The organism is Streptococcus suis (assembly GCF_002964575.1).
GTDB lineage: Bacteria > Bacillota > Bacilli > Lactobacillales > Streptococcaceae > Streptococcus > Streptococcus suis_R.
The window spans coordinates 96,241-118,349 of record NZ_POQQ01000040.1; the positions used below are offsets into that span (position 1 = coordinate 96,241).

General features: G+C 43.3%; 23 protein-coding genes, 1 pseudogene and 1 other annotated feature. Of the genes and pseudogenes, 1 reads left to right on the forward strand and 23 read right to left on the reverse strand.

Annotated elements, in window-relative coordinates; genetic code table 11:
• Positions 1 to 11: 11 nt before the first annotated feature.
• From rplT to C1E58_RS03920, 5 genes are all read right to left on the reverse strand, one after another.
• Positions 12 to 371, reverse strand: a complete 360-nt coding sequence (gene rplT / locus C1E58_RS03900) for a 50S ribosomal protein L20 (RefSeq protein WP_012028296.1) — start codon at positions 369 to 371, stop codon at positions 12 to 14.
• 43 nt (positions 372 to 414) lie between these two features.
• Positions 415 to 615, reverse strand: a complete 201-nt coding sequence (gene rpmI / locus C1E58_RS03905) for a 50S ribosomal protein L35 (protein WP_012027223.1) — start codon at positions 613 to 615, stop codon at positions 415 to 417.
• A 26-nt stretch (positions 616 to 641) separates the two neighbouring features.
• The gene (gene infC, locus C1E58_RS03910; protein WP_002940606.1) at positions 642 to 1,148 is read right to left on the reverse strand and encodes a translation initiation factor IF-3; all 507 of its coding nucleotides are present in this window, start codon (positions 1,146 to 1,148) and stop codon (positions 642 to 644) included.
• A gap of 40 nt (positions 1,149 to 1,188) precedes the next feature.
• Positions 1,189 to 1,317 (reverse strand) — a sequence feature (ribosomal protein L20 leader region).
• Between the two features lie 26 nt (positions 1,318 to 1,343).
• The gene (gene cmk, locus C1E58_RS03915; protein WP_105209418.1) at positions 1,344 to 2,021 is read right to left on the reverse strand and encodes a (d)CMP kinase; all 678 of its coding nucleotides are present in this window, start codon (positions 2,019 to 2,021) and stop codon (positions 1,344 to 1,346) included.
• 8 nt (positions 2,022 to 2,029) lie between these two features.
• Positions 2,030 to 2,521 (reverse strand): SAG1386/EF1546 family surface-associated protein, encoded by a 492-nt coding sequence (locus C1E58_RS03920; RefSeq protein ID WP_105113950.1) that lies wholly within the window; start codon positions 2,519 to 2,521, stop codon positions 2,030 to 2,032.
• 50 nt (positions 2,522 to 2,571) lie between these two features.
• Between C1E58_RS03920 and C1E58_RS03925 the strand changes: the two genes are divergently transcribed.
• Entirely contained in the window at positions 2,572 to 2,766 is a 195-nt protein-coding gene (locus C1E58_RS03925; protein ID WP_105113951.1) for a ferredoxin, read from the forward strand.
• Here the strand turns inward: C1E58_RS03925 and C1E58_RS03930 are convergent.
• The 18 genes and pseudogenes from C1E58_RS03930 to C1E58_RS04015 form a co-directional block, all read right to left on the reverse strand.
• Entirely contained in the window at positions 2,755 to 3,243 is a 489-nt protein-coding gene (locus tag C1E58_RS03930; RefSeq protein WP_105113952.1) for an EbsA family protein, read from the reverse strand. The two genes, C1E58_RS03925 and C1E58_RS03930, sit on opposite strands and share 12 nt — an antisense overlap.
• 188 nt (positions 3,244 to 3,431) lie before the next feature.
• The gene (locus C1E58_RS03935) at positions 3,432 to 4,373 is read right to left on the reverse strand and encodes a glycosyltransferase family 2 protein (RefSeq protein WP_105209419.1); all 942 of its coding nucleotides are present in this window, start codon (positions 4,371 to 4,373) and stop codon (positions 3,432 to 3,434) included.
• Positions 4,370 to 5,518: a beta 1-4 rhamnosyltransferase Cps2T gene (cps2T, locus tag C1E58_RS03940; protein WP_105209420.1), complete on the reverse strand. Its 1,149-nt coding sequence runs from the start codon at positions 5,516 to 5,518 to the stop codon at positions 4,370 to 4,372. Before cps2T ends, C1E58_RS03935 begins: the two co-directional genes overlap by 4 nt.
• Positions 5,519 to 5,606: 88 nt before the next feature.
• On the reverse strand, positions 5,607 to 6,458 hold the full coding sequence (gene rfbD / locus C1E58_RS03945) for a dTDP-4-dehydrorhamnose reductase (RefSeq protein ID WP_105209421.1): 852 nt from the start codon (positions 6,456 to 6,458) through the stop codon (positions 5,607 to 5,609).
• Between the two features lie 54 nt (positions 6,459 to 6,512).
• On the reverse strand, positions 6,513 to 7,559 hold the full coding sequence (gene rfbB, locus C1E58_RS03950) for a dTDP-glucose 4,6-dehydratase (protein ID WP_105118093.1): 1,047 nt from the start codon (positions 7,557 to 7,559) through the stop codon (positions 6,513 to 6,515).
• A gap of 364 nt (positions 7,560 to 7,923) precedes the next feature.
• Positions 7,924 to 8,409, reverse strand: coding sequence for a phosphoribosylanthranilate isomerase (locus C1E58_RS03955; protein ID WP_105209422.1), 486 nt, complete (start codon positions 8,407 to 8,409; stop codon positions 7,924 to 7,926).
• The gene (locus C1E58_RS03960; protein WP_105209423.1) at positions 8,409 to 9,002 is read right to left on the reverse strand and encodes a dTDP-4-dehydrorhamnose 3,5-epimerase family protein; all 594 of its coding nucleotides are present in this window, start codon (positions 9,000 to 9,002) and stop codon (positions 8,409 to 8,411) included. Before C1E58_RS03960 ends, C1E58_RS03955 begins: the two co-directional genes overlap by 1 nt.
• A complete protein-coding gene (rfbA, locus tag C1E58_RS03965) occupies positions 9,002 to 9,871 on the reverse strand; it encodes a glucose-1-phosphate thymidylyltransferase RfbA (protein ID WP_105209424.1) in 870 nt (289 codons plus the stop codon). Before rfbA ends, C1E58_RS03960 begins: the two co-directional genes overlap by 1 nt.
• Positions 9,872 to 9,975: 104 nt before the next feature.
• Entirely contained in the window at positions 9,976 to 10,800 is an 825-nt protein-coding gene (locus C1E58_RS03970) for a ZIP family metal transporter (protein WP_105209425.1), read from the reverse strand.
• A 103-nt stretch (positions 10,801 to 10,903) separates the two neighbouring features.
• Positions 10,904 to 11,698 (reverse strand): Nif3-like dinuclear metal center hexameric protein, encoded by a 795-nt coding sequence (locus tag C1E58_RS03975; protein WP_105209426.1) that lies wholly within the window; start codon positions 11,696 to 11,698, stop codon positions 10,904 to 10,906.
• The gene (locus C1E58_RS03980; protein WP_105209427.1) at positions 11,685 to 12,371 is read right to left on the reverse strand and encodes a tRNA (adenine(22)-N(1))-methyltransferase; all 687 of its coding nucleotides are present in this window, start codon (positions 12,369 to 12,371) and stop codon (positions 11,685 to 11,687) included. Before C1E58_RS03980 ends, C1E58_RS03975 begins: the two co-directional genes overlap by 14 nt.
• 1 nt (position 12,372) lies before the next feature.
• Entirely contained in the window at positions 12,373 to 13,047 is a 675-nt protein-coding gene (locus C1E58_RS03985; RefSeq protein ID WP_105113961.1) for a DnaD domain-containing protein, read from the reverse strand.
• A 16-nt stretch (positions 13,048 to 13,063) separates the two neighbouring features.
• Positions 13,064 to 14,005: a homoserine O-acetyltransferase MetA gene (gene metA / locus C1E58_RS03990; protein WP_105209428.1), complete on the reverse strand. Its 942-nt coding sequence runs from the start codon at positions 14,003 to 14,005 to the stop codon at positions 13,064 to 13,066.
• Between the two features lie 103 nt (positions 14,006 to 14,108).
• Positions 14,109 to 14,621: an adenine phosphoribosyltransferase gene (locus tag C1E58_RS03995; RefSeq protein ID WP_105113963.1), complete on the reverse strand. Its 513-nt coding sequence runs from the start codon at positions 14,619 to 14,621 to the stop codon at positions 14,109 to 14,111.
• A 26-nt stretch (positions 14,622 to 14,647) separates the two neighbouring features.
• On the reverse strand, positions 14,648 to 15,784 hold the full coding sequence (locus tag C1E58_RS04000) for a DUF3114 domain-containing protein (RefSeq protein WP_105209429.1): 1,137 nt from the start codon (positions 15,782 to 15,784) through the stop codon (positions 14,648 to 14,650).
• Positions 15,784 to 17,997, reverse strand: coding sequence for a single-stranded-DNA-specific exonuclease RecJ (gene recJ, locus C1E58_RS04005; protein WP_105209430.1), 2,214 nt, complete (start codon positions 17,995 to 17,997; stop codon positions 15,784 to 15,786). The genes C1E58_RS04000 and recJ overlap by 1 nt, the downstream gene beginning before the upstream one ends.
• Positions 17,998 to 18,110: 113 nt before the next feature.
• A complete protein-coding gene (cls, locus tag C1E58_RS04010; protein WP_105209431.1) occupies positions 18,111 to 19,658 on the reverse strand; it encodes a cardiolipin synthase in 1,548 nt (515 codons plus the stop codon).
• A 173-nt stretch (positions 19,659 to 19,831) separates the two neighbouring features.
• Positions 19,832 to 22,014: pseudogene (locus C1E58_RS04015) on the reverse strand (copper-translocating P-type ATPase).
• Positions 22,015 to 22,109 lie beyond the last annotated feature (95 nt).

Below are 22,109 nucleotides of genomic sequence, written 5' to 3' on the forward strand. Positions count from 1 at the left end.
TTTTTAAAGCGTTATTTAGCAAGTTTTGCTTTAGCAGCATCTGCAAGAGCTGTGAAAGCTGCTGCATCGTTTACTGCCAAGTCAGCAAGCATTTTACGGTTTACTTCGATTTCAGCCAATTTCAAACCGTGCATCAATTGTGAGTATGACAAACCGTTCATGCGAGCAGCCGCGTTGATACGAGTGATCCACAATTTACGGAAATCACGTTTTTTCTGACGGCGGTCTCGGTATGCATAGTAGTAAGAGTTCATTACTTGTTCTTTCGCAGTGCGGAACAAGAGATGTTTAGCTCCATAGTAACCTTTAGCTAATTTTAAAATACGTTTACGGCGTTTACGAGAAACAACGCCACCTTTAACACGTGCCATTTAATTTTCCTCCAAATAATAATCTAAATTCTAGTAAGTCGGCTTATTTCAAACCTGTAAGCATTGATTTGATACGCTTGAAGTCACCAGCATGTACCATACCTGCTTTACGAAGGTGACGACGTTGTTTTTTAGTTTTACCGTGGAAACGGTGTGAAGTATAAGCGCGGAAGCGTTTCAATCCACCAGAACCTGTACGTTTGAAACGTTTAGCTGATGCGCGGTGAGTTTTTTGTTTTGGCATGTTAATTCTCCTTTTGCTTAAAAAGCTTATTTTTTATCTGAAGCTGGGGCCAACTGCATAAACATTTGACGTCCGTCCATCTTAGCACGTTGTTCGATAATGGCAATATCTTGGGTTGCTTCGGCGAACTCAGCTAATACTTTCGCTCCAACTTCTTTGTGGGTAATCATACGACCCTTGAAACGGATCGAAACCTTGACCTTGTTTCCTTTTTCAAGGAATTTACGGGCATGACGAAGTTTTGTCTCGAAATCCCCCTTGTCAATAACTGGGCTTAGACGCACTTCTTTTACAGTGACAACACTTTGTTTCTTGCGTTGTTCTTTCTGTTTCTTCTGATATTCAAATTTGAACTTACCGTAGTCCATAATTTTCGCTACTGGCGGTTTAGCTTGCGGTTGAATCAATACTAAATCCACGTTTGCGCTATCAGCAATGGCCTGAGCCTCATTGAGCGGTTTGATTCCCAACTGTTCACCCTCAAGACCGATAAGACGAACTTCACGCACTCGAATTTCATCATTGATGAACAAATCTTGCTTTGCTATGGCTTTTCACCTCATTTTATATTTTTCGAGAAAAACGAAACGGACTTGCTACACAAGTCCGCACTACACCATTATTCTTTCCGAAGAAATCTTAATCCGTAGAGCCAGACAACGTTAGTCGCAAGGCGAGAAGTTCTCACTTCTGCTTTTCTCAATACGACTATTCTAACATGTCTAAAACTACTTGTCAAGAATTTCTTTCGCTTTTTCAGAAATAAATTGAACGACTCCTTCAATAGATACTCCTGTCGTATCAAATGTAATGGCATCTTCTGCTGCTTTCAAGGGAGAAACCTCCCGAGTACTGTCTTTCAGGTCACGAGCCGCAATCTCCTCTTTTAAAGTTTCTAAGTCAGTCTCAATGCCACGTTCCGTATTTTCCTTAAAACGACGAAGTGCACGCTCTTCAACGGATGCGATAAGGAAAATCTTAAGCTCTGCTTGTGGTAACACGACCGTTCCAATATCACGTCCATCCATGACAATACCACCAGCTTGAGCAATTTCCTGCTGCAAGCGAACCAGTTCTTCCCTTACTAGAGGAAGTGCCGCCACTGCTGACACATTATTGGTCACTTGGTTATCTCGAATAGGCAAGGTAACATCTTGATCACCAACAAATACAAGTTGTTGACCATTCTCATCACGACCAAAACGAATAGGATTCTGAGCAAGTAAGGCAACAATGCCATCCTGGTCGGTTACCTCTATACCATTTTGGAGAGCCAAATGGGTAGCTGAACGATACATAGCTCCAGTGTCTAAATAAGTATAACCCAAATCTTTGGCAATAATTTTAGCAACTGTTGACTTTCCACTTGAAGCTGGTCCGTCAATTGCAATTTGAATAGATTTCATAAGACCTCTTATCTAATTCGGACAACATCTCCTGGATGAGCTAACCAGGAACCTGTTGCCATTTTTTCAGGATTTAAACGTTCTAGCTCAGCAATAGAAATACCACCACGCGCTGCCAGCGCTCCAACACCCTCACCAGCTTGAACGGTAATCGTAGAACCGTCTGCTGCTTCTGTCAAGCTTGAACTCGTTTCTGTTGTTTCAGTTGTATCTGCGGTTTCCGTCTCTACCATGTCTGTTGATACTGATGTTTCCGTCGGTGTTGTAGAACTTTCTGCTACTACAGCTACTGTACTTGGGTTGTAAAATTCTTTGGTCGAATCTGTTTTGCTACCACCAACTGACAAATAAAGCGCAATTAATCCAATAATAATAACAATAGTAAAGAAAATAATCGCCAGTACAGTAAACACTTTTGTACTTGCTACTGACTTACTCAAGCGGTCTTTGCGACTTTCTGCTGTTTGATACACTTCTTCATTCCATGGCTCTTGTGACATTCTCGGGACAACTCCTTGTTTTTTTCTAAAAATATGATTAAAATAATAGTATGAATATAAAACTGATTCCTGAACGGTGCATTGCCTGTGGGCTTTGCCAAACCTATTCACCTGTGTTTGATTATGATGACGATGGTATTGTGGTCTTTTCAGATGGCGAGCATCTGGAAAAAAAGAGCGACATAACACCTGATATACTCGAAGCCATCAAATCCTGTCCTACCAAAGCCATTTCACTGGATTGATTTGGCTTTTTTTGCATAATAAATTTCAAAATAATCTTGCTTGATCAGATGATCAGACAAAATTACTTCTCCAGAAAATGCAGGATGTAGGGCTAAATGATTCACAAAAAATTTTTTAGGCCATTTCCGCATATAATAGACCTTACCATCCGGTAATTCGTTAGAAAATATGCGAACCGCGATATAAGAAACTTCCACTTTTGTTATTTGAGCAATTTCAATATCTTGAATGGCAAATAGATTAGCCGTAACAATACGTAAATGGGTTTCTTTTATTTCAAAATACCTATGTAATCCTAGGATTACTAGTAGTAAAAAAAGAAATACTAGCAAAAGAAATAGACCTGATACGCGTAGTTTTTCCAATAATAGCGTCATACTCATGAAAAGTGGAATGAAGGTAAGTGACCAGTAAATGACACCCCAGGAAAGTTCTGGCTGCCAATGGTAACGAATTTTACCAAAAATTTTGATCATATCGGACCTCCATCTATTATTCTAGCACAAAACAAGAGATTTTCCTATGAAAATCTCTTGTTTTTGAAATTTTTTATTACATTTACATGACAATACTTAGTCGAGCGTAAAATAATTGAAATGGTTTTGAAATATTTTATTTTTGCTACTTCAACACTACAATAGACGAAAAATAAGGTTCGGTATACCTATATTTCATCACATCCCTTATAAGCAAATTTTGTCACAATCAGTGTTGTAAACACGAAGGTGTGAAAAGCCTTGTTTTTTCTCAAGCCGTATTGTTTCAATACCTTGAAACGTTCGAACATAGGTTTATCCAAAATGGATACAAAAGCTTCAACTAACTCTCTATCTGAGGGAGAGAGGGGCAGTTCTAACAACAAGCTGGCTTGTTTTTGGCTATTTTTAATCAAGTCCCAATAGACCCTAAATAAAACATGGGGGCGAATCCATTTTTTAAGTCGCTTGGATAGGGTCCTAGCTCCCAAGACATTGTCAGCATGCTGGCGATAGAGTTCTCCAGCCTTATCAATAAATACCAGTTTCCCAAATGCAGAGGCTAGTAAGGCAAGATACCAATCGTGCATGATAATATCCTCCGTTTTAGTCCACAAGCTTGCAAGAGAATGGTTGATCATGGACACACCACCTGTGACAGTATTCTCTGTCAATTCTTGCACCAACTGGGTATTGGCATGGTGGGACTGGGAACGAATCATGCTCTCCGTCATAATTTGCAGGTCTTGGTCAACAACGGTCAAATCCATATAGACCATCAATGGCTGGTCAGTCTGATAAGACTGTGCTTCTTGCAAACTAACTGCTAGCTTATCAGGCAACCAGACATCGTCCTGGTCGCTGAAAAAGTAATAATCTGCCTGTTCATAGTGAACCAGTCTATGAAAACTCTTGATAACGCCAAGATTTTCGGTTTCCTCAACATCTATTAGCCGAATACGACTGTCCTTGCTGGCAAAATCTTGAAGTATTTCCCTGGTCTTGTCACTAGACCCATCATCACGAACCAATAACGTCCAATCTGTGTAGGTCTGGTCCTGAATGGAGCGGATTTGCTCAGCCAAGAACTGTTGACCATTATAGGTTGACATCAGTATGTTTACTTTCATTGTAAAAATAATTCCTCGTATTCTTGGACTATCTTTTCCCAAGTATAAGCAGTACTCATGTGCTCTTTGGCAATCCGTCCAAGTTCCTCTGCTTCTGCTTGTCCATCAATACTGTCAATCAGTTCAGCTAGATTGCCCTGTTCCTTAGACCAATAGTGGGCGCCATTCAGGGCTACTTTCTGGTTAAAATCAACACCTAGAACGAGATTTTCGTTGGTCTGAGCCAAAGCCTCGAGCAGGCTGGGATTGGTTCCGCCCACTTCATGTCCATGAATATAGGCACGGCATTGGTTTCGCAAATACTTGAGCAGATTGCTATCATAGACAGTTCCGACAAATTTAATCCGTTTATCCCGTGAAAAATCTGTTTCCTCTTCAAGCTTTTGGAAATAAGCAGAACCCTCATGATTGGCAACGATGACCAAATCACGCTCGGTCGAACTAGCCATAAATTCCTTGATAGCGGTCAGATAATTATTTTCAGGAACAAAGCGACCGATAATCAAATAATAACCCTTTTCAATCAAGTTCCATTGTCCAAAAAAATCTAAAACAGCTTGGCTATCTGCTTGATAGTCTGTCGGACTTAAATCCGTTCCGTAAGCAATAAAACGTGTACTTGTTCCTGGATAGGAAGTCTGAATGTAATTTTCAATACCTTCATTATCGGCAATCAATAAGTCTGCATGTTTTGCCATGAGCTTTTCAGCGTATTTTAGATAGGATTGGACAGGTTTGGACCACTTGCTACGTTTCCATTCCAAGCCGTCAGGATTGACAAATAAAATTCCGCCCACAGAGTGAATCTTCTTAGCAAAGGGAGCAATAAAGCCACCTATGGTATTTCCCAAAATATAGAAAATCGGCTGCTCAATCCCTTGGGCTTTGACCAAATCCAAGGCATAGGAAATGGCCATCATATCGTAGGCAATGACGCGGGCTGGGCCCAGCTTGGGAGGGTTAATCGTAAAGCAATCCGCCCCCTTGTATTCTGTGTGTTGGTGGTGACTGCTGTCCGACAGACAGGCCACATGGTAGCGGATATGGGGGCTGACTTGGTTGGAAACCAGTTGCTCGACAAAGGTTTCAAAACCTCCATACTGGGCAGGTAAACCACGGCTACCGATGATAAAAATGTGTTTCATAAGACCTAACTCTAGAAAATATAATCAGGCTATTATACCATAATTTGAGTTGGATTTCATAGAAAAAGCGAGTCGGTGCTCGCTTCCCTTATTTCTTAGCTTGGTTATAAAATGCTTCCAAGGCTTCTTGCCAAGTTGGGATATCAAAGCCTGTCGCCTTGGCCTTATCCAAATTCATAGTTGAGTTGAATGGACGTTTTGCCTTGGCTGGGAATTGGCTAGAATCCACTGGTAATACTTTGGTATTAGTATCTTTGAGGATTTCAGTCGCAAAGTCAAACCAGGTTGTATCTTCTGCTGCATCGTTTGACAAATGATAATAGCCAAATTCTTGACCAGTTTCAACCAAGTGAACCATAAATTCCGCAAGGGTACGGGTCCAAGTTGGGCGACCGTGTTGGTCATTGACAACTGTCAAGGTGTCCCGGCTTTCCGCAAGGTTTTGCATAGTAAAGACAAAGTTTTTGCCATAGTTACCAAAGACCCAGGCAGTACGAACGGTGTAGAATTTGTCTGCGAATTTCTCGACCGCTTCTTCACCCAGACGCTTGGTACGACCATATTCAGATTGCGGATCTGGTTGGTCATCTACTTGCCACTCTTGGCCAACTGGCAACTCACCGTTGAAGACGTAGTCTGTTGAGATATAGACAAGGGTCGCATCGTATTTAGCGGCTGCCTTGGCGACATTTTCAGAGCCTGTTACGTTAATCTTGTAGTTGAGTTCCTTGCCCTCGTCTTCTGCCATATCAACCGCTGTATAGGCTGCACAGTGGTAGACAACGCTTGGCTTGATTTCTGCAAAGAAGGCTTCTACTTTCTCTGCATCTGTGATGTCCATTTCTGCTACGTCAGCAGCAACATACTCGACACCACGTTCATCCAAGAGGTAACGCAACTCAGTTCCCAACTGACCATTTGCACCTGTAATTAAAATCATATTTACTCCTCGTTTCAAGAAAGGCTTGGGCCAAAGCCCCAGCCTTCAATTGTCTTATTTAATAACTTCTTGTGTTTTTGCGTAATTGGCTTCAACAGCTTCTTTTTCAGCCTTCCACCAGTCTTGGTTATCTGTATACCACTGGATAGTTTCTTCCAAACCTTGAGAGAAATCTGTAAATTGTGGTGTCCATCCAAGTTCATCACGAAGTTTGCTTGCGTCAATAGCATAGCGCAAATCGTGTCCTGCACGGTCAGTTACATGATCGTAAGCGTCTTTTGGTTGACCCATTTTTTCAAGAATCAATTCAAGCACTTCTTTGTTGTTCTTCTCTCCGTCAGCACCGATCAGGTAGGTTTCACCCATACGGCCTTTTGTCAAGATTGCCCAAACGCCAGTTGAGTGGTCGTTGGTATGGATCCAGTCACGAACATTCTTGCCTTCACCGTAAAGTTTTGGCTTAATACCTGCCAAGATATTGGTGATTTGGCGTGGGATAAATTTCTCGATGTGTTGGTAAGGACCGTAGTTGTTTGAACAGTTTGAAATCGTTGCTTTGACACCAAATGAACGTACCCATGCTTTGACAATCAAGTCGGATGCAGCCTTGGTTGATGAGTAAGGTGATGATGGGTTGTAGTTGGTTTCCGCAGTAAATTTCTCGCCTGGACCTTCGCCATGACCTGGCAAATCTTCACGCAAAGGAAGGTCACCGTACACTTCATCTGTTGATACATGGTGGAAACGGATGTCGTATTTACGAGCCGCTTCAAGAAGAGTATAAGTACCGATAAAGTTGGTATGGATAAATGGGCTTGGATCGTTGAGAGAGTTGTCGTTGTGGCTTTCTGCCGCATAGTGAACAATGGCATCTGCCTTAGCAGCCAATTTGTCAACCAATTCAGCATCTGCGATATCACCAACAACAAGCTCAACACGGTCACCAAGAATAGCTTCCAAGTTAGCCTTGTTTCCTGCATAAGTGAGTTTATCCAAAACAGTTACGTGAACGTCTGGATGATTGTTAAAAACATAGTGTACAAAGTTTGAACCGATGAAACCAGCTCCACCAGTTACGATAATATTTTTAAATTGAGACATTTTTTTCTCCGAAAAGTTTTTTCTTTTTTGTGTGTCAGCTTAGGTAGTGGGGGGCGCCAGCAAACCTTCGGTTTCATGGCTAAATTTTGAACCTAAGGTTTCAAAATTTCCCTGCAAGATTACGTAAAACGTAATCTCGGAACCTGTATTCACAAGTGAAGTGCTTTTATATAAGAGATAGTTTTTCGCTAATCAAGGCAGTTTTTTGAGGGAATACTGACTGTATTCTGAAAAAAACTAACGATGAGTAGCTGAAAAAATAGCCTTAGATGAACGTACTGAACTATGAATACAGGTTCCTATTTTCACTACGGCGGAAACTATCGCGATTGGCTCGCTTTGCTCGCCCTCTTGCATTATCAGACTACCTCAAGATTTCTTTCAAGTAAGCAATCTTGGCAAAGTCTTTTTGATTGTTATTTTCTGCTCGGTAGGAATCTTTGGAGGAGGCTTGATAGATTTTTAGGTATTGTTTAAGTGTCGGTAGGTAATAGCGAACACCTGCTGTTTCTAGTTCTTCCAAATCTTCTAGCTCTACACCTGCAAATTCAGGAAGTGAATGAAGGCCTCCGAATTCAACAGATAAGCCGTCTTTATGAAATTCATGTTCATGACGGTCAACAAGGACATAGCCTAGTTGGTTCATCATGGCAATCAGCTCATCAGCACGATAAATCCGTTCGTCATCTGGGGCTTCCCAGCCACGCGGATCACTCGGAACATGAATATCTAAATCTCCTGCCTGCCAGTCCCTCCCTGTGCGCCTTTCTAAACCAACTGAGCCCATTAACAAGGGTATGATTCCAAGCTTGTTTAACTGCTCTGCTATTTCCAAAAAGGCTTGAAACATTAGAGGTCCTCTTTTCTCAAAGGCTTCACATCTTTGAGAAGTGGGTGATTTTTATCTGCCTCTGAAACTTCCGCTTCTTCTAGGTTTTCCCACTGGATATCAAGGTTAGGGTCAGCGTAGTTGACGAAGGCATACTTAGGCTTGAGTTCCAAAGCCCAGTAGTCGTTGACCAAGTAGCTGTAAGCCACAAAGTCTGACAAAACTTGGAAACCGTTGGCAACGCCACGTGGAACGAAGATACCTTTTGAAGCATCGATAACGGTTTGGTAAGTATTACCGAAGGTCTCGCCTTCACGAAGATCGACCCAAGTTCCCAAAACCTTACCGCCGTCCGCTACGGAGATGTACTTATCCCAAGGCTCTGCGTGAAGACCACGAAGAACGTTTTTGCGAGAGAAGGAAACATTATTTTGTAATTTCCCTACTGCAAAGAAGCTTTCAGGGAAGCCGAGAGGCAACATTTTTTCCTTTTGGAAGTTCTCCTTAAACCAGCCACGGTTGTCACCATGAACAGGAATGTCGAATTCTAACATTCCAGGAATAGCTTCAACTGGGCGAGCTGCTAGTGTTTTACCGAAAAAGTTTTCTGTCATTAGGCTTCTCCAATCAAACGGAGCAAGTATTGTCCGTATTCATTTTTCTTAAGTGGTTGCGCCAACTCATGCACTTGTTCTTTTGTAATGTAGCCCATGCGATAGGCAATCTCTTCCAAGTTAGCCACTTGAACGTTTTGCAAGCGTTGAACCGTTTCGATGTATTGAGCAGCTTCTAGTAAGCTTTCATGCGTACCTGTATCCAACCAAGCAAATCCGCGTCCCATGAGCTCCACAGACAAGTCACCACGTTCAAGGTAGGCCTTGTTGACATCTGTAATTTCCAATTCACCACGAGGGGACGGTTTGATATTTTTGGCAATCTCAACAACATCATTGTCATAGAAGTAGAGACCAGTAACCGCAAAGTTTGATTTTGGCACTTCTGGTTTTTCTTCGATAGAGATGGCATTCATATCTTCGTCAAATTCTACCACACCAAAGCGCTCTGGGTCTTTAACTTGGTAACCAAAGACAGTCGCACCCTTCTCTTTGCTAGCAGCACGTTGCAACATCTTGGTCAAGCCATTTCCATGGTAGATGTTGTCGCCCAAAATCAAGGCTACATTGTCATCACCAATAAAGTCTTCACCGATGATAAAGGCTTGTGCCAAGCCGTCTGGACTTGGTTGTTCCGCGTAAGAAAGAGAGATCCCCAATTCTGAACCATCGCCCAACATATCCTTGAAACGAGGAAGATCCTGAGGAGTTGAGATAATCAAGATTTCTTTAATCCCCGCCAACATAAGTACAGATAAAGGATAATAAATCATTGGTTTATCGTAAATGGGCATCAACTGCTTGGATGCTGCACGAGTCAGTGGATAAAGGCGAGTACCAGACCCCCCTGCCAGAATAATACCTTTCATATAAGAGTACCTTCCCTCATTTAATAATCAGTTCATTATACCATATTTTCAGAGATAATGTCATAAGAAAAAAGCCTGAACATCAGACTTCCTCCTTTTATTCCTTAACCAAGTGCCACATCCAAGACCATCATAATGATAAACCCAGCCATGAGCCCAAGTGTTGCAATATCTGTATTGCCGTTTGTTTGTGATTCTGGTATCAATTCTTCCACTACAACGAAAATCATGGCTCCTGCCGCAAAGGACAGGGCGTAAGGCAAGATAGGGGTCATATACGTCACCGCCACCGCACCTACTAGGGCTGCAATCGGTTCTACAATGGCTGACATGGAACCCCAGTAAAATGCCTTCCAACGTGAAGCTCCATCTGTCCGAATCGGAATGGCCAAGGCTGCACCTTCGGGAATGTTTTGCAAGCCAATCCCAATCGCAAGTCCTAAAGCACCTACAAAGGCAGCTGGACTGTAATTAGAAGCCAAGGCACCAAAAGTCACTCCGACTGCCAAGCCTTCGGGAATATTGTGGATGGTAATGGCTAAAAATAGCAGAGCTGTCTTAGATAGATTTTTCCTGTTCTTCTCATCGCCACCTTCTGCCTGCTCTTTGTCATGTCCCAAGTGCAAATGCGGTACCCAGGCATCCACCAAGCGCAAGAAAATACCACCGACTGCAAAGCCGACTGCAGCTGGAATCCAAGCCAGACTGCCATAGGTAGCTTCAGCATATTCAATAGACGGAGCCAGCAAGGACCAGAATGAAGCTGCAATCATGACACCTGCTGCAAAACCTAACATGGTATCCAGCAAACGACGACTGACCGTCTTAAAGAAAAAGACAATGGCTGAACCCAGAATAGTACAAAACCATGTAAATAAACCACCCAGCAGCGCCTGTAGAACCACAGACTGTTCCGTAAACCAAGCCATTTCACATCTCCTTTTTAACTGCACATAGTATGATAATTAGGATACCCTAACTATCCTAAAAAATCAAGAGGAAGACAGAAAAAAGCCACAACTTTTGTGACTTTTACAAGTGTCTAAATGGATTGGTTGAAACGGTCGAGGGTAGAATGTCCACATCCCAGCCCTCTTCTGCCTTCCAAGTTTCTAACAAATCTGCAATTTTCTTGATAAACAAGGCTTCGATATGATGACCTGGGTCAATCGCTAGCAAGCCCTGGGTCAGCATATCCTGACCTGTATGGTAGTAAATATCGCCTGTGATATAAACATCTGCCCCCTTGGCAAGAGCCTCATGGTAGTAAGAGCCACCACTGCCACCACAAATCGCCACACGGTTGACATACTGCTGAGCTTGGTGCCCATAGGTCACCAGACGGACAGCATCTAGACCAAAGACCGACTTGACTTTCAAGGCCAATTCCTCCAAGGTCTGCTCTGCTATTGTCCCCACACGACCCAGCCCCTGCCCCTCGGCAGTTTCAATCAGATAGGTGGTGTCCTGAATACCTAGGAGCTCGCAGAACCAGTCGTTGAGACCTCCGTCCACCACATCAATATCCGTATGGCTGACATAGACCGCAATGTCGTTCTTAATCAAATCCAAGTAAATTTTGGTTTGAAGATTATCCGCCACCAAATCCTTAATCGGACGGAAAATCGGAGCATGCTTGACAATAATCAGGTCCACCTGCTTGTCAATGGCCTCTGCCACCGTCGTTTCTCGAATGTCCAGTGCCACCATGACCCGACGGATTTCCTTGTTTAGCGTGCCGATTTGCAAGCCCTTGACATCACCCTCCATAGCCAAAGAAGGCGGACAAAAAGCCTGGTACCGCTCGATTATTTTACTTGCTAACATGAAGCACCTCCTGAATTTGTTGGATTTTTTGGGAAATGGCAGAGCGGTCAGCTTGGCGTTCAAGAGGCACTTGTTCCAAGGCATAGGTCAACTTGTCCAGCTCCTTGAGCCACTTCTTCTGGAAGGTTGCCGACTGCTCTTCCAGCAAATAAGGACCAAACCGCAACTGGTCTGCAGCCAAGTCAACACTGCCCTTCTCTGCCACTAAGATTTCATAAATCTTATCGTTTTCTTCCAAGATTTTCTCAGCAACCAGCTGAAAATCATGCTCAACCAACCACCGTCGGACATCATCTTCACGGTTATTGGGCTGTAAAACCAATCGCTCTACAGCGACAAGCTTGTCTTTTCCAGCTTCCAAGATTTCGGCAATTAAACGACCACCCATTCCTGCAATGGTCACAGTGCTTACTTGGTCAGCCAGCTCAACTGCTGCCAGACCATTTGCCAGGCGGACAGCAATCTTTTCTGACTGACCAGCCTGCTCCACATTTTGTAGGGCTGACTGGTAAGGTCCTTGGACCACCTCACCTGCGACCGCAAAATCAATCCTGCCCTGTTCCACCAAAAAAAGAGGGAGATAAGCATGGTCACTCCCTACATCTGCTAAGCGAGCCCCCTGGGGCACGTAATCTGCGACTGCTGCCAGTCTTTTTGATAATTTTGTTTCCATTTTAATCTTTCCACATCCACATGGCATCCAGAAAGTCGCTCGAAACCGTCACATTTTTAGGTTGCTGGGCTTCTCTTTCTGCATGTTTGGCTTCTACTTGAGCGACAGTTGTAATTCCCTCCCGTCGCCAGTTACGCAAAATCGCTTGGATGTATTTCCAGTTGGTTTTATTGTTAAAAACTGCTTCTCTTAGGGCAGCACGCACCAAGTCAACAGAGGTCTTGTCATCTTCGATTGTCTTCTGCAAATCCTCGATTTCATAAGGCGACAATAGACGACCTAATTCACGCTCAAACTCACCGACAATGGTTTTTAAGTCATTTTCGACTGGTAGGAATTCTTCTTCCACTTTAGGAGCTAGCAATTCATCTAATTTTTCAAGTGCTGGCAACGCATCAAAAATCATTTCAATTTCACCAGCAATACTGATGGTCTTAAAGTCCAGAAGACCTGCTTCCTGCAAATTTTCAATAGCTTGGTTGACCTGGGCAACCGTTTTGCCCGTCGCCTGAGCAATCTCACTAGGGGCTAAGTTCTCCAACGAGGACGTATTCTGATAAAAGAAAAATTGCCAGACTAAAAAATCATCTGCTGATGGAAAAAGCTCCTGATAATGAAATAGGATGGCTGCTGGAAGGACCAAATGCCCCTGCCGAAATTGCTGTGAATAGTTCATATTTCCTCTTTAAACATTAAAGACTTGCTGAAAGTGCTGACTGCTCGAAGGTTTTCCAATCATAAGGGGTTTCCTGATAGACAGCATAGTTGACCCAGTTGGTAAAGAATTGTGCTGCTGGAAGGTTCCATGATAAAGATGGTCTACTTGTTGGGTCATCTTGCTTGAAATAATTTTCTGGGATATGAGGATTTTTACCTGCCAAGCAATCGCGCTGGTATTCTTTGGCAAGCGTATCTCTGTCATACTCCAAATGTCCAAAACTATAGACTTCTCTCAAATCCTTGCTGGCTAAAATGGACAAGCCTACTTCCTTCCCTTGCGACAAGATGAGCAGGTCATCCAGATGGGCAATATCAGCCTCCTTGACCTCTGTATAGCGTGAGTGGGGCGAACGGAACTCGTCATCAAAACCACGCATGAGTGAACAAGTAGGATGGGTTACCTCCTGACAATAGACACCAGACAACTTTCTTGTCATGGAATGCTTAGGCACACCATAGCGGGCATATAAGCCAGCCTGCGCCCCCCAACAAATATGCAGGGTCGAATAAACGTGGCTTTTTGACCATTCGAAGACCTGTGTCAATTCCTGCCAATAATCCACTTCTTCAAAGGGCAAGTTCTCCACTGGTGCACCTGTGACAATCAAACCATCAAAAAACGTATCTTTGACCTGCTCAAAGGTCTTATAAAACTGCTCCAAATGGTCAGAATGAGTGTTTTTTGATTCATGGCTTGCCATACATAGAAATTCCACTTCCAGTTGCAAGGGAGTATTCGCCAAAAGACGGAGCAACTGAGTCTCCGTCACAATTTTCTGTGGCATGAGATTGAGAATTAAAATCTTGATAGGACGGATGTCCTGATGACTGGCACGGACACTGTCCATGACAAAAATATTCTCTTCTCTCAAAATATCTACGGCTGGTAATGATGTTTCAATTTTAATTGGCATAAGCAACCTCCTGAGTTTCTTATCTTTATTATAAGACAGGTTGTTATGCAATTCAATTAGAATAAAATAAGTACCAGTTATAAGATTTGGCTATACCCTAGTATTAGTAGTGCATCAAAACTTTGTAATCGTAATCACCGATTGCTTCACGGCCTTTCAGCTCGTCCAGCTCAATCAAGAAGGCGCAGCCCGCTACAATACCACCAAGTTTTTCGATCATTTCGATGGTAGCTTTGACTGTACCACCAGTTGCCAACAAATCATCTACGATAAGAACGCGTTGACCTGGTTTAATAGCATCTGCGTGCATGGTCAAGGTATCAAGACCGTACTCTTTTTCATAGTCAGCCGAGATAACTTCGCGTGGCAATTTGCCTGGCTTACGAACTGGCGCAAAACCAATTCCCAATTCAAAGGCAACTGGACAACCAACGATGAAACCACGCGCCTCTGGACCCACAATCATATCGATTTGCTTATCCGTCGCGTATTGAACAATTTCACGTACGGCATAGCTGTAGGCATTCCCGTCAGCCATCAAAGGACTGATGTCACGGAATTCAATACCCTCTTTTGGATAATCAGGAATAGTTGCGATGTAATCTTTTAAATTCATTTTTGTCTCTCTTTAAATTTTTAGTTTTACTCTTTATTATACCATGAAATTAGTTTTTGGTACATTTCAAATCTTATATCTTTGGCAAATCGCTTGCTCAAACCAGCTACAAGCCCTGCTCTGCTATTTCCCCGAAAGGAAAAAACACCATTGGGGTTGAAGTAGGATTGCTCCCAAGCTGTCTGATGATGTTTGACTTGATGCTTAAAAATCCGACTAGGAGATAGGTAGGTCCTAGCTTTAGACCTGATCGTTTTCTTCCGAAATGCTGGGTCATGGGGGCCAACTGGAGCCATATCTAGTTGGGCATGGCGTTTATTGTTGGCTCTGGCATAATTAAAGGAAGCACCATTGACCACTCCATTTTTAGAAGGTTTTTCATCCAAAATCAAGGCAAATTGACCATCTTGCGCCAGAATAAACTCGCTATGAAAGCCGATGAGAACTTTCAAATTGATCGGTAAGGTTTCTGCTCTTGATTGACCAAAACCTTTCTTATTATGCAGACGAGCGGATTCCCTCAAGCGATAGGACCAGCGAGGCAGGCTAGCTAGATAGGCTACCAAGGCCTGCCAATCTGTCTTCCCCTGTCCATAATGCTGGCGCACCCAACTAGCCTGCTGGTAGGAAATCAGATAGCGTAATTGATGGACTTGTCGGTTTAAAGCTCCATTCTCTGCAAGCTGCTGTTCTGGAAAAGCTCGATCAACTAGCCCAGCAAAATACCACCAAAATGGATGATGGGGAGGACAGTCGCAATCTATCTTTTCTAGCAAGTCAGGCAAGTGACTGTGGTCAAGTTCCGCTGGAAATACCAAGTTCTCCATCATTCGTTCTAGCAAACGCTGTGCTTGATCCTGGGTCAAATTAAGACTTTCAGCCCTTAGCAACTGGTAGAAGCTAGCCGAGGCAAACACTACCGCTTCTGCTACGAAATTGTTAGTGAAGATTGAAATGTCTTCCTTAGACAATCGAAGCAAGGGTCTTAGAAAGGCCTTCTGAATTGCTTTGTCCGACCAACCACCTTTCTTCAATTTTCTTAAGGCTTGCTGGACTGGTTCCATTTGTTCCAAGTCTTTCATACCTTTCTTTCGGCGATTGGTATATCGAATATGTGCAACGATAAGCAATAAAAGCAGAAGACCCAGAAATACAGTCATCATCAAGCTCGTCCACATAGCCAGTCATAGATTTCTTGAACCGTGCCAAGTGCCATCAATTCTTGCTGGATAACAGTTTTCTTCAAGTCTTGGTAAATCTGACTTTCTGCGATTTCCCGTTTCCGTGCATCTTTATTAACCCGCATGACACCGTCCGTGATAGTAACAAATTCTAATTCTTGGAAAATCTGAATCATTTTGACTAAGAGGGTATCCTTGATTTTCAAATAAGAGGCCAGGTCTTTCAGTTTGTACCGCACATCAAACTCATCAAACTGGTAGATGGTCTTGTACAATTTGGCAAACTGGTCCCGGCTACCATAGCCATCCAGATAGTAAGGCTTGGCAATTTCATTTTTGAAGTAAATTGCCTCAAAGTCATTTTCTTGGAAATAGCTGCGCAAACTACTCATGTCCTCTGGCAAACTAGCTAGGACAATGGCTTTTACATCCGTCGCTGGATTGGCCACATCCACAATAGGAATACCTACTGGAAGCTGATGTTGTTTTCCGCGAATGTTGTAGAGTTGAACACCATTGACCCTGGCATCCACTAGCATGAGCTGGAGACTGGTATTGCCATTCCACTTGTTGACGGAGAGAGTAACGGCCAACTCCAAGTTTTTAGCTTGAGAAAATTCCAAGGCAAGATTGCCCTTGCCAAAGGCTACGACATCAAAACCAGAGCCAGCTTTGGTAATACGTAGTTTGAGGTGGGCATTATTCTGCCCCATGGTTCGTGCAGATTCTACTTGGAAATCCTTGACATAGAAAACTGGTTTTTTATTATCCATTCCGTAAGGTGCCAGTTTTTCAAAGGACTTGAGAGTGTCCAGGGTCAATTCTTCTAAGTCTAATTCTTCATCTAAAATCAAAGAAGACTTGCTCGAGAGGTCCAGCTTGTTGTCAGCAATGTAGGCTGCGAGAGTTTCTGCCAACTGGTCCAGTTTTTCCACTTCCAAGGTCATACCAGCCGCACCCGCATGGCCACCAAAGGCGATAAAGAGATCTTGATGGTCTTTCAGGGCTTGAAAGATATCCACTGCCTCGACCGAGCGGGCTGACCCCTTGGCCTTCCCATCTTCAATGGACAAAACAATAACGGGTTGATGCAATTCCTCTAAGAGACGGCCAGCCACAATCCCTAGAACACCAGGATTCCAGCCCTCTTTAGCCAGAACTTGGACGGGTCTATCACTTCGAAGCATGGACTTGGCTTCATCATAGATAGCTTGAACAATACTCTTCCGCTCTTCATTTTTACTGTCAATCATGAGAGCAATCTCATGAGCTTCTTCATCATCAAAACCAGTCAATAATTCGATGGCTGGATTTGGATCGTCCAGACGCCCCAGAGCATTCAATCTCGGGGCCAGTTGGAAACCAACTGTTTCTTCGTCAAGGCTATCTACATCAATTCCTGCAATCTTCATCAATTCCTGAAGACCTGCTCGCTCGGTCTGTTTGAGAAGAGAAAGTCCATACTTGACCATGACACGATTTTCGCCTGTAAGGCTTACCATATCAGCGATAGTCCCAATGGCAACCAAGTCCAGCAAGTCTGCATGAACGGTTTCAAGAAGAGCACAGGCCAATTTGAAGGCCACACCACAACCAGCTAAGTGTTTGAAGGGATAGTTTCCCTCTGGATGTTCTGGGTGAACAATAGCATAGGCATTGGGAAGAGTTTCCTGCATGGAATGGTGGTCAGTCACAACCACATCGACACCCATTTCCTGAGCATAGGCAATGGCTTCATGACCCGCTACGCCATTATCCACCGTCACAATGAGAGAAATGCCTTGTTGCTCGATAAAATACTTGTAAACCGACTGATTGGGACCATAGCCATCTGTAAAACGGTTTGGAAGATAGACCTGGACTTCAGCCCCCATTTCTTCCAAGGTTTCCTTGAGAATAGAGGCTGAGGTCATCCCGTCCGCATCATAATCCCCATAGATCAAGATTTGTTCATAATCTTCAATGGCCCGACGGATCCGCTCCACTGCCTTGTCCATATCATGTAACAAATAGGGATCGTGGAGATCTTCTAGGCTTGGTTGTAAAAAAGCTTGCAACTCTTCCGCCGACTGAATACCACGTTCGTAGAGTAACTTTGCAGCTACAGGGTCCAATCCTTCTTTTTTAGCGACTTTGATAAATTGTTCATCAGAAAAACCGGTCAATAATTGCCAGTCATAGTTGGGTTTTATCACGTTTTTTACTCCTTTAAGCTGTCCTACTATTATACCATTTTCAAAGAAAAATGGAGCAGAGGGAGGACTGAATGTAATCAATCACCCCTTGCTCCAACTATGCAAGATTATTTTTAAAGCAATGGTGAAATAATATTCATCAAGGCGCCGGCAAGTCGCTTATACCAAGGATAGGTATTTTCAAAACCGACCAAGGTAATTCGCTCGGATTGGGCAAAGGACTCTTCGAAATCCTGTAAAATATCTGCTAGCACTTGCTCATGGTTGTAAACATACAAGCCACATTCAAAGTTGAGGTAGAAGGAACGGAAATCCATATTGACTGTGCCTACAGTTGCCTTCTTATCATCAACCAAGACAACTTTAGAGTGGACAAAACCTGGCGTGAATTCATAGATTTCAATTCCAGCTTCTAAATAGGTTCTAAAATCTGTCCGAGCGGCCAGATAGGCTGACTGCTTGTCATAGATATGAGGCAAAAGCAATTTGACCCTTACGCCTCGTTTAGCGGCATAAGTCAGGTTGTCAATCATCTCATCATCCAAAACCAAATAAGGGGTCATGATATAGATGTAGTCCGTTGCAGACTGAATCATGTCCAGACAGACTCGCTTGGCAACTTCATCATTATCAAATGGACTTTCTCCATAAGCCAAGAAATAGCCCTCACCGCCAACGACTTCTGCCTCAGCTTCACGCGCAGCTTTCAGGTATTTCAAATCGTCAGTTGGCTTTTTCTCATTGTGGTTCCACATCTGCAAGAACATAAGGGTAAAGTTGGATACTGCCTCGCCTTTAATCATGATGGCCGCATCCTTCCAGTAGCCAAAACGCTCTCGTCTATTGATGTATTCGTCTGCAATATTGACACCACCCGTGAAGGCCACCTTACCATCAATCACAGCAATTTTACGGTGGTCACGGTTGTTCTGAACGGTAGAAAGGGCGGGAATAATCTGAGAAAAAACCCTGGTCTGTATGCCAAAACTCCTCAATTTTTTATAGTAAAAATAAGGCAGATTACTGAGTGAATTCATTCCGTCATACATAAATCGGACTTCTACACCTTGAGCCGCCTTTTCCTTGAGAATGTCCAAGATCGACTCCCACATAAAGCCTTCATCAACAATGAAGTACTCCATAAAGATATACTGCTCTGCTTTTTTCAACTCCTCAAGAAGAGCTTCAAACTTGGCCTCGCCTGACGAAAAATAAACCGCATCTGTATTGGTATGAAGTGGATAACCAACATACTCGCTCATGTAGTGGGCCAGTTTCAGCTGCTCTATGTCTTCTTTAGCCAAGCCATTCATAACCTTATCAGAAGTCTTTCCATACTGTCCCAATAAATTTGCCTGATGTTGAAACGTTTTACGGTAGCGACGGGTTTCAATGTTAGATTGGAGAATATAGTAAAAGAGGGCTCCAAAAACAGGAAATCCGATGACAAAAACAATCCAGGTCAACTTGAAACTGGCGTTCATCGGGCGATTGATGATGGAAATGGCTACAATAATAGAAAAAACTTGTAATGCCGTCAAGATAGCTGGGACATAGACTGCTAGTGAGCCAACCACCCAAACTATCGCAAAGACTGTCAATAATAAAAGGGCAAGAACTATAAAAACCCGACTATAAATAATTTTCCACAATTTTTTCATACTACACTCTCACGATGTTTTTTCCCATTATACCAGATTATAGTCAAATATCCTACTAATTATCGCAGTAGATTTCTCGCAGTTCTTACTTGAAAACAGCACCCCTATCTCCTACATCATAAAACACCGACATAGACCGGTGTTTTACTTATATATATTATCTGTCAAAATTTCTACGGTTTACCGTAACGTAAACCCATAGCATTGATAGCGACAATAACCGTCGATAGACTCATGAGCACGGCCGCCAATAAAGGATCCACCATAATGCCCATGCTTGGATAAAGGATTCCAGCAGCTAAAGGAATGGCAATGATGTTGTATCCTGCCCCAAACCAGAGATTTTGCCTCATTTTGCGGATGGTTGTCTTGGCAATGCTCAACATATCCAAGACTGCTGATGGATTGGATTGAACCAAGACCACGTCTGCAGAGTGGATGGCAACAGAAGTTCCTGCGCCAATGGCAAAGCCTAAATCTGCCGTCGCTAGAGCAGGCGAATCATTGACCCCATCGCCGATGAAAAGAACTGCCCCACGCGCCTGATAGTCCTTGACCAGTTTTGCCTTATCCTCTGGTTTAAGTTCAGCTCGGTAATCCTCTATGCCCAACTGAATGGCTACTTTTTGTGCGGTAGCTGGATTGTCACCCGTTAACATCACAGGACTAATACCCTGCGCTTTCAAGCCTGCTACAAAATCTTTAGCATCTTCTTTTATCTGGTCGCCCAAGGCTACAAATCCCAAGACCACATGATCAGTCACCAAAAAACTCAAGGTTAGACCCAAATCAAGATATGGAGCAATCACGTCCTGATCCACTGACAAACCTATTTCCTGCAGACCTTTGTAGGACATAATTTCATAAATCCTTCCATCCAAGACGCCTCGAATCCCACTACCAGGGATATTCTCAACCCGTTCTGCTTGATAGAAAAGTGGACCTGCCGCATCCACAATCGAAAGGGCAATTGGGTGGGTTGAAAGAACTTCTAATGCTGCCATTTTGGCCAGCGCATCCGCTCCCTCAACCAAATCTTGGCTGTGGCGAACTTGAAATTTTCCGTCGGTCAAGGTTCCGGTCTTATCCATCAAGGCAAACCGAATCTGGTTAACCTGTTCAAGAGCTGTTCGGTTCTGAACCAAAAGACCATTTTTTGAAGAAATCGTGGTCAATCGCGCCACAACAAGGGGAATGGCTAGACCAAGGGCATGCGGACAGGCAATGACAAAAACAGAAACTGCCATCATCAAGGCAAAGGCAAGATTAGCCGTCATGGTCCAATAAATAAAGGCCAAAATCCCCACAATTAAAGCTGCATAGAAGAGCCAAGAGGCTACGCGGTCAGCCATATTTTCAAGCTTGGATTTCTGGTTTTGCGCTTGACGGACCATTTCGGTCACCTGCGCCAAAAAGCTATCCTTACCAAGACTGGTCACTTCCATTTCAAAGGGCATGTTTTGATTGAGCGAACCACCGAATACCCTATCCCCCGCCTCTTTTTTGACAGCTCGAGATTCCCCAGTAATCATAGATTCATCAATATGAGCAACACTCAAAATCTTACCGTCAGCCGGAATTTTTTCATTTTCCTTGACTAAGAGGAAATCCCCAATCTGCAAGTCCTCTACCGCAACATCTGTCCCATCCTTGAGATGGGCTTTTTCGGAATGAGAGAGGCCAAGTCTTTCAGGGCATCGCCTGCTCCCATAACCGCCTTCATCTCAATGATATGCCCAATCAGCATAATGACAATCAGCGTAGACAACTCAAACCAAAAGTTCATGCTTTCTTGTCCCAATAGCGCTAAAATTGTTGCATAAACGGAGTAAAGATAGGAAACAATAATCCCCATGGAAATCAGGGTCATCATTGCAGGTTTTTTAGCTTGCAACTCCCCTCTAGCTCCGTTAAAGAAAGGTGTTCCTGAGTAGAAGAAGATAATAGAACCTAATATCAGCTGGACAAGTTCAACACCCGGAAAACGTAAAAGAGTGAAACCTGCAATTGGAGAAATGGCAAGTAGGGGAATCATGACTGCCACTGCGACTTTGAGTTTTGTATTCATATCCCCCATGTGCATCATGTGCCCACCATGCTCCATCATGTCATGGTCATGCCCTTGGTGATGCTGATGAGCATCATGAGTATGATGAGAATGATGAGAATGATGACTGACGTCAGAGCCCCCTACATGATGATGGTCGTGATGGACGTGATGGTCAGAATGATGATTGGCGTGACCCCCCTCTTCATGGGGATGCTCCTGCTGATGAGAATGATGGCTGGTCTGACCAACTTCCTCAGAATGCATCGTATGTTGGTGTTCCTGCTTATTTTCTTTTGAATGGTTCATAAGATAACTCCTATTTCTGTCTACATTTGTAATCGATTTACAATTATAGTTTACACTTGTAGTCAAAAAATGTCAACCGATTAGATCAAAAAAAC

What these genes read in the sequence shown, in the direction of transcription:
- rplT (WP_012028296.1), bottom strand. Translation starts at nt 371, where the DNA reads ATGGCACGTGTTAAAGGTGGCGTTGTTTCTCGTAAACGCCGTAAACGT.
- rpmI (WP_012027223.1), bottom strand. Translation starts at nt 615, where the DNA reads ATGCCAAAACAAAAAACTCACCGCGCATCAGCTAAACGTTTCAAACGT.
- cmk (WP_105209418.1), bottom strand. Translation starts at nt 2,021, where the DNA reads ATGAAATCTATTCAAATTGCAATTGACGGACCAGCTTCAAGTGGAAAG.
- C1E58_RS03920 (WP_105113950.1), bottom strand. Translation starts at nt 2,521, where the DNA reads ATGTCACAAGAGCCATGGAATGAAGAAGTGTATCAAACAGCAGAAAGT.
- C1E58_RS03925 (WP_105113951.1), top strand. Translation starts at nt 2,572, where the DNA reads ATGAATATAAAACTGATTCCTGAACGGTGCATTGCCTGTGGGCTTTGC.
- C1E58_RS03930 (WP_105113952.1), bottom strand. Translation starts at nt 3,243, where the DNA reads ATGATCAAAATTTTTGGTAAAATTCGTTACCATTGGCAGCCAGAACTT.
- C1E58_RS03935 (WP_105209419.1), bottom strand. Translation starts at nt 4,373, where the DNA reads ATGAAAGTAAACATACTGATGTCAACCTATAATGGTCAACAGTTCTTG.
- cps2T (WP_105209420.1), bottom strand. Translation starts at nt 5,518, where the DNA reads ATGAAACACATTTTTATCATCGGTAGCCGTGGTTTACCTGCCCAGTAT.
- rfbD (WP_105209421.1), bottom strand. Translation starts at nt 6,458, where the DNA reads ATGATTTTAATTACAGGTGCAAATGGTCAGTTGGGAACTGAGTTGCGT.
- rfbB (WP_105118093.1), bottom strand. Translation starts at nt 7,559, where the DNA reads ATGTCTCAATTTAAAAATATTATCGTAACTGGTGGAGCTGGTTTCATC.
- C1E58_RS03955 (WP_105209422.1), bottom strand. Translation starts at nt 8,409, where the DNA reads ATGTTTCAAGCCTTTTTGGAAATAGCAGAGCAGTTAAACAAGCTTGGA.
- C1E58_RS03960 (WP_105209423.1), bottom strand. Translation starts at nt 9,002, where the DNA reads ATGACAGAAAACTTTTTCGGTAAAACACTAGCAGCTCGCCCAGTTGAA.
- rfbA (WP_105209424.1), bottom strand. Translation starts at nt 9,871, where the DNA reads ATGAAAGGTATTATTCTGGCAGGGGGGTCTGGTACTCGCCTTTATCCA.
- C1E58_RS03970 (WP_105209425.1), bottom strand. Translation starts at nt 10,800, where the DNA reads ATGGCTTGGTTTACGGAACAGTCTGTGGTTCTACAGGCGCTGCTGGGT.
- C1E58_RS03975 (WP_105209426.1), bottom strand. Translation starts at nt 11,698, where the DNA reads ATGTTAGCAAGTAAAATAATCGAGCGGTACCAGGCTTTTTGTCCGCCT.
- C1E58_RS03980 (WP_105209427.1), bottom strand. Translation starts at nt 12,371, where the DNA reads ATGGAAACAAAATTATCAAAAAGACTGGCAGCAGTCGCAGATTACGTG.
- C1E58_RS03985 (WP_105113961.1), bottom strand. Translation starts at nt 13,047, where the DNA reads ATGAACTATTCACAGCAATTTCGGCAGGGGCATTTGGTCCTTCCAGCA.
- metA (WP_105209428.1), bottom strand. Translation starts at nt 14,005, where the DNA reads ATGCCAATTAAAATTGAAACATCATTACCAGCCGTAGATATTTTGAGA.
- C1E58_RS03995 (WP_105113963.1), bottom strand. Translation starts at nt 14,621, where the DNA reads ATGAATTTAAAAGATTACATCGCAACTATTCCTGATTATCCAAAAGAG.
- C1E58_RS04000 (WP_105209429.1), bottom strand. Translation starts at nt 15,784, where the DNA reads ATGATGACTGTATTTCTGGGTCTTCTGCTTTTATTGCTTATCGTTGCA.
- cls (WP_105209431.1), bottom strand. Translation starts at nt 19,658, where the DNA reads ATGAAAAAATTGTGGAAAATTATTTATAGTCGGGTTTTTATAGTTCTT.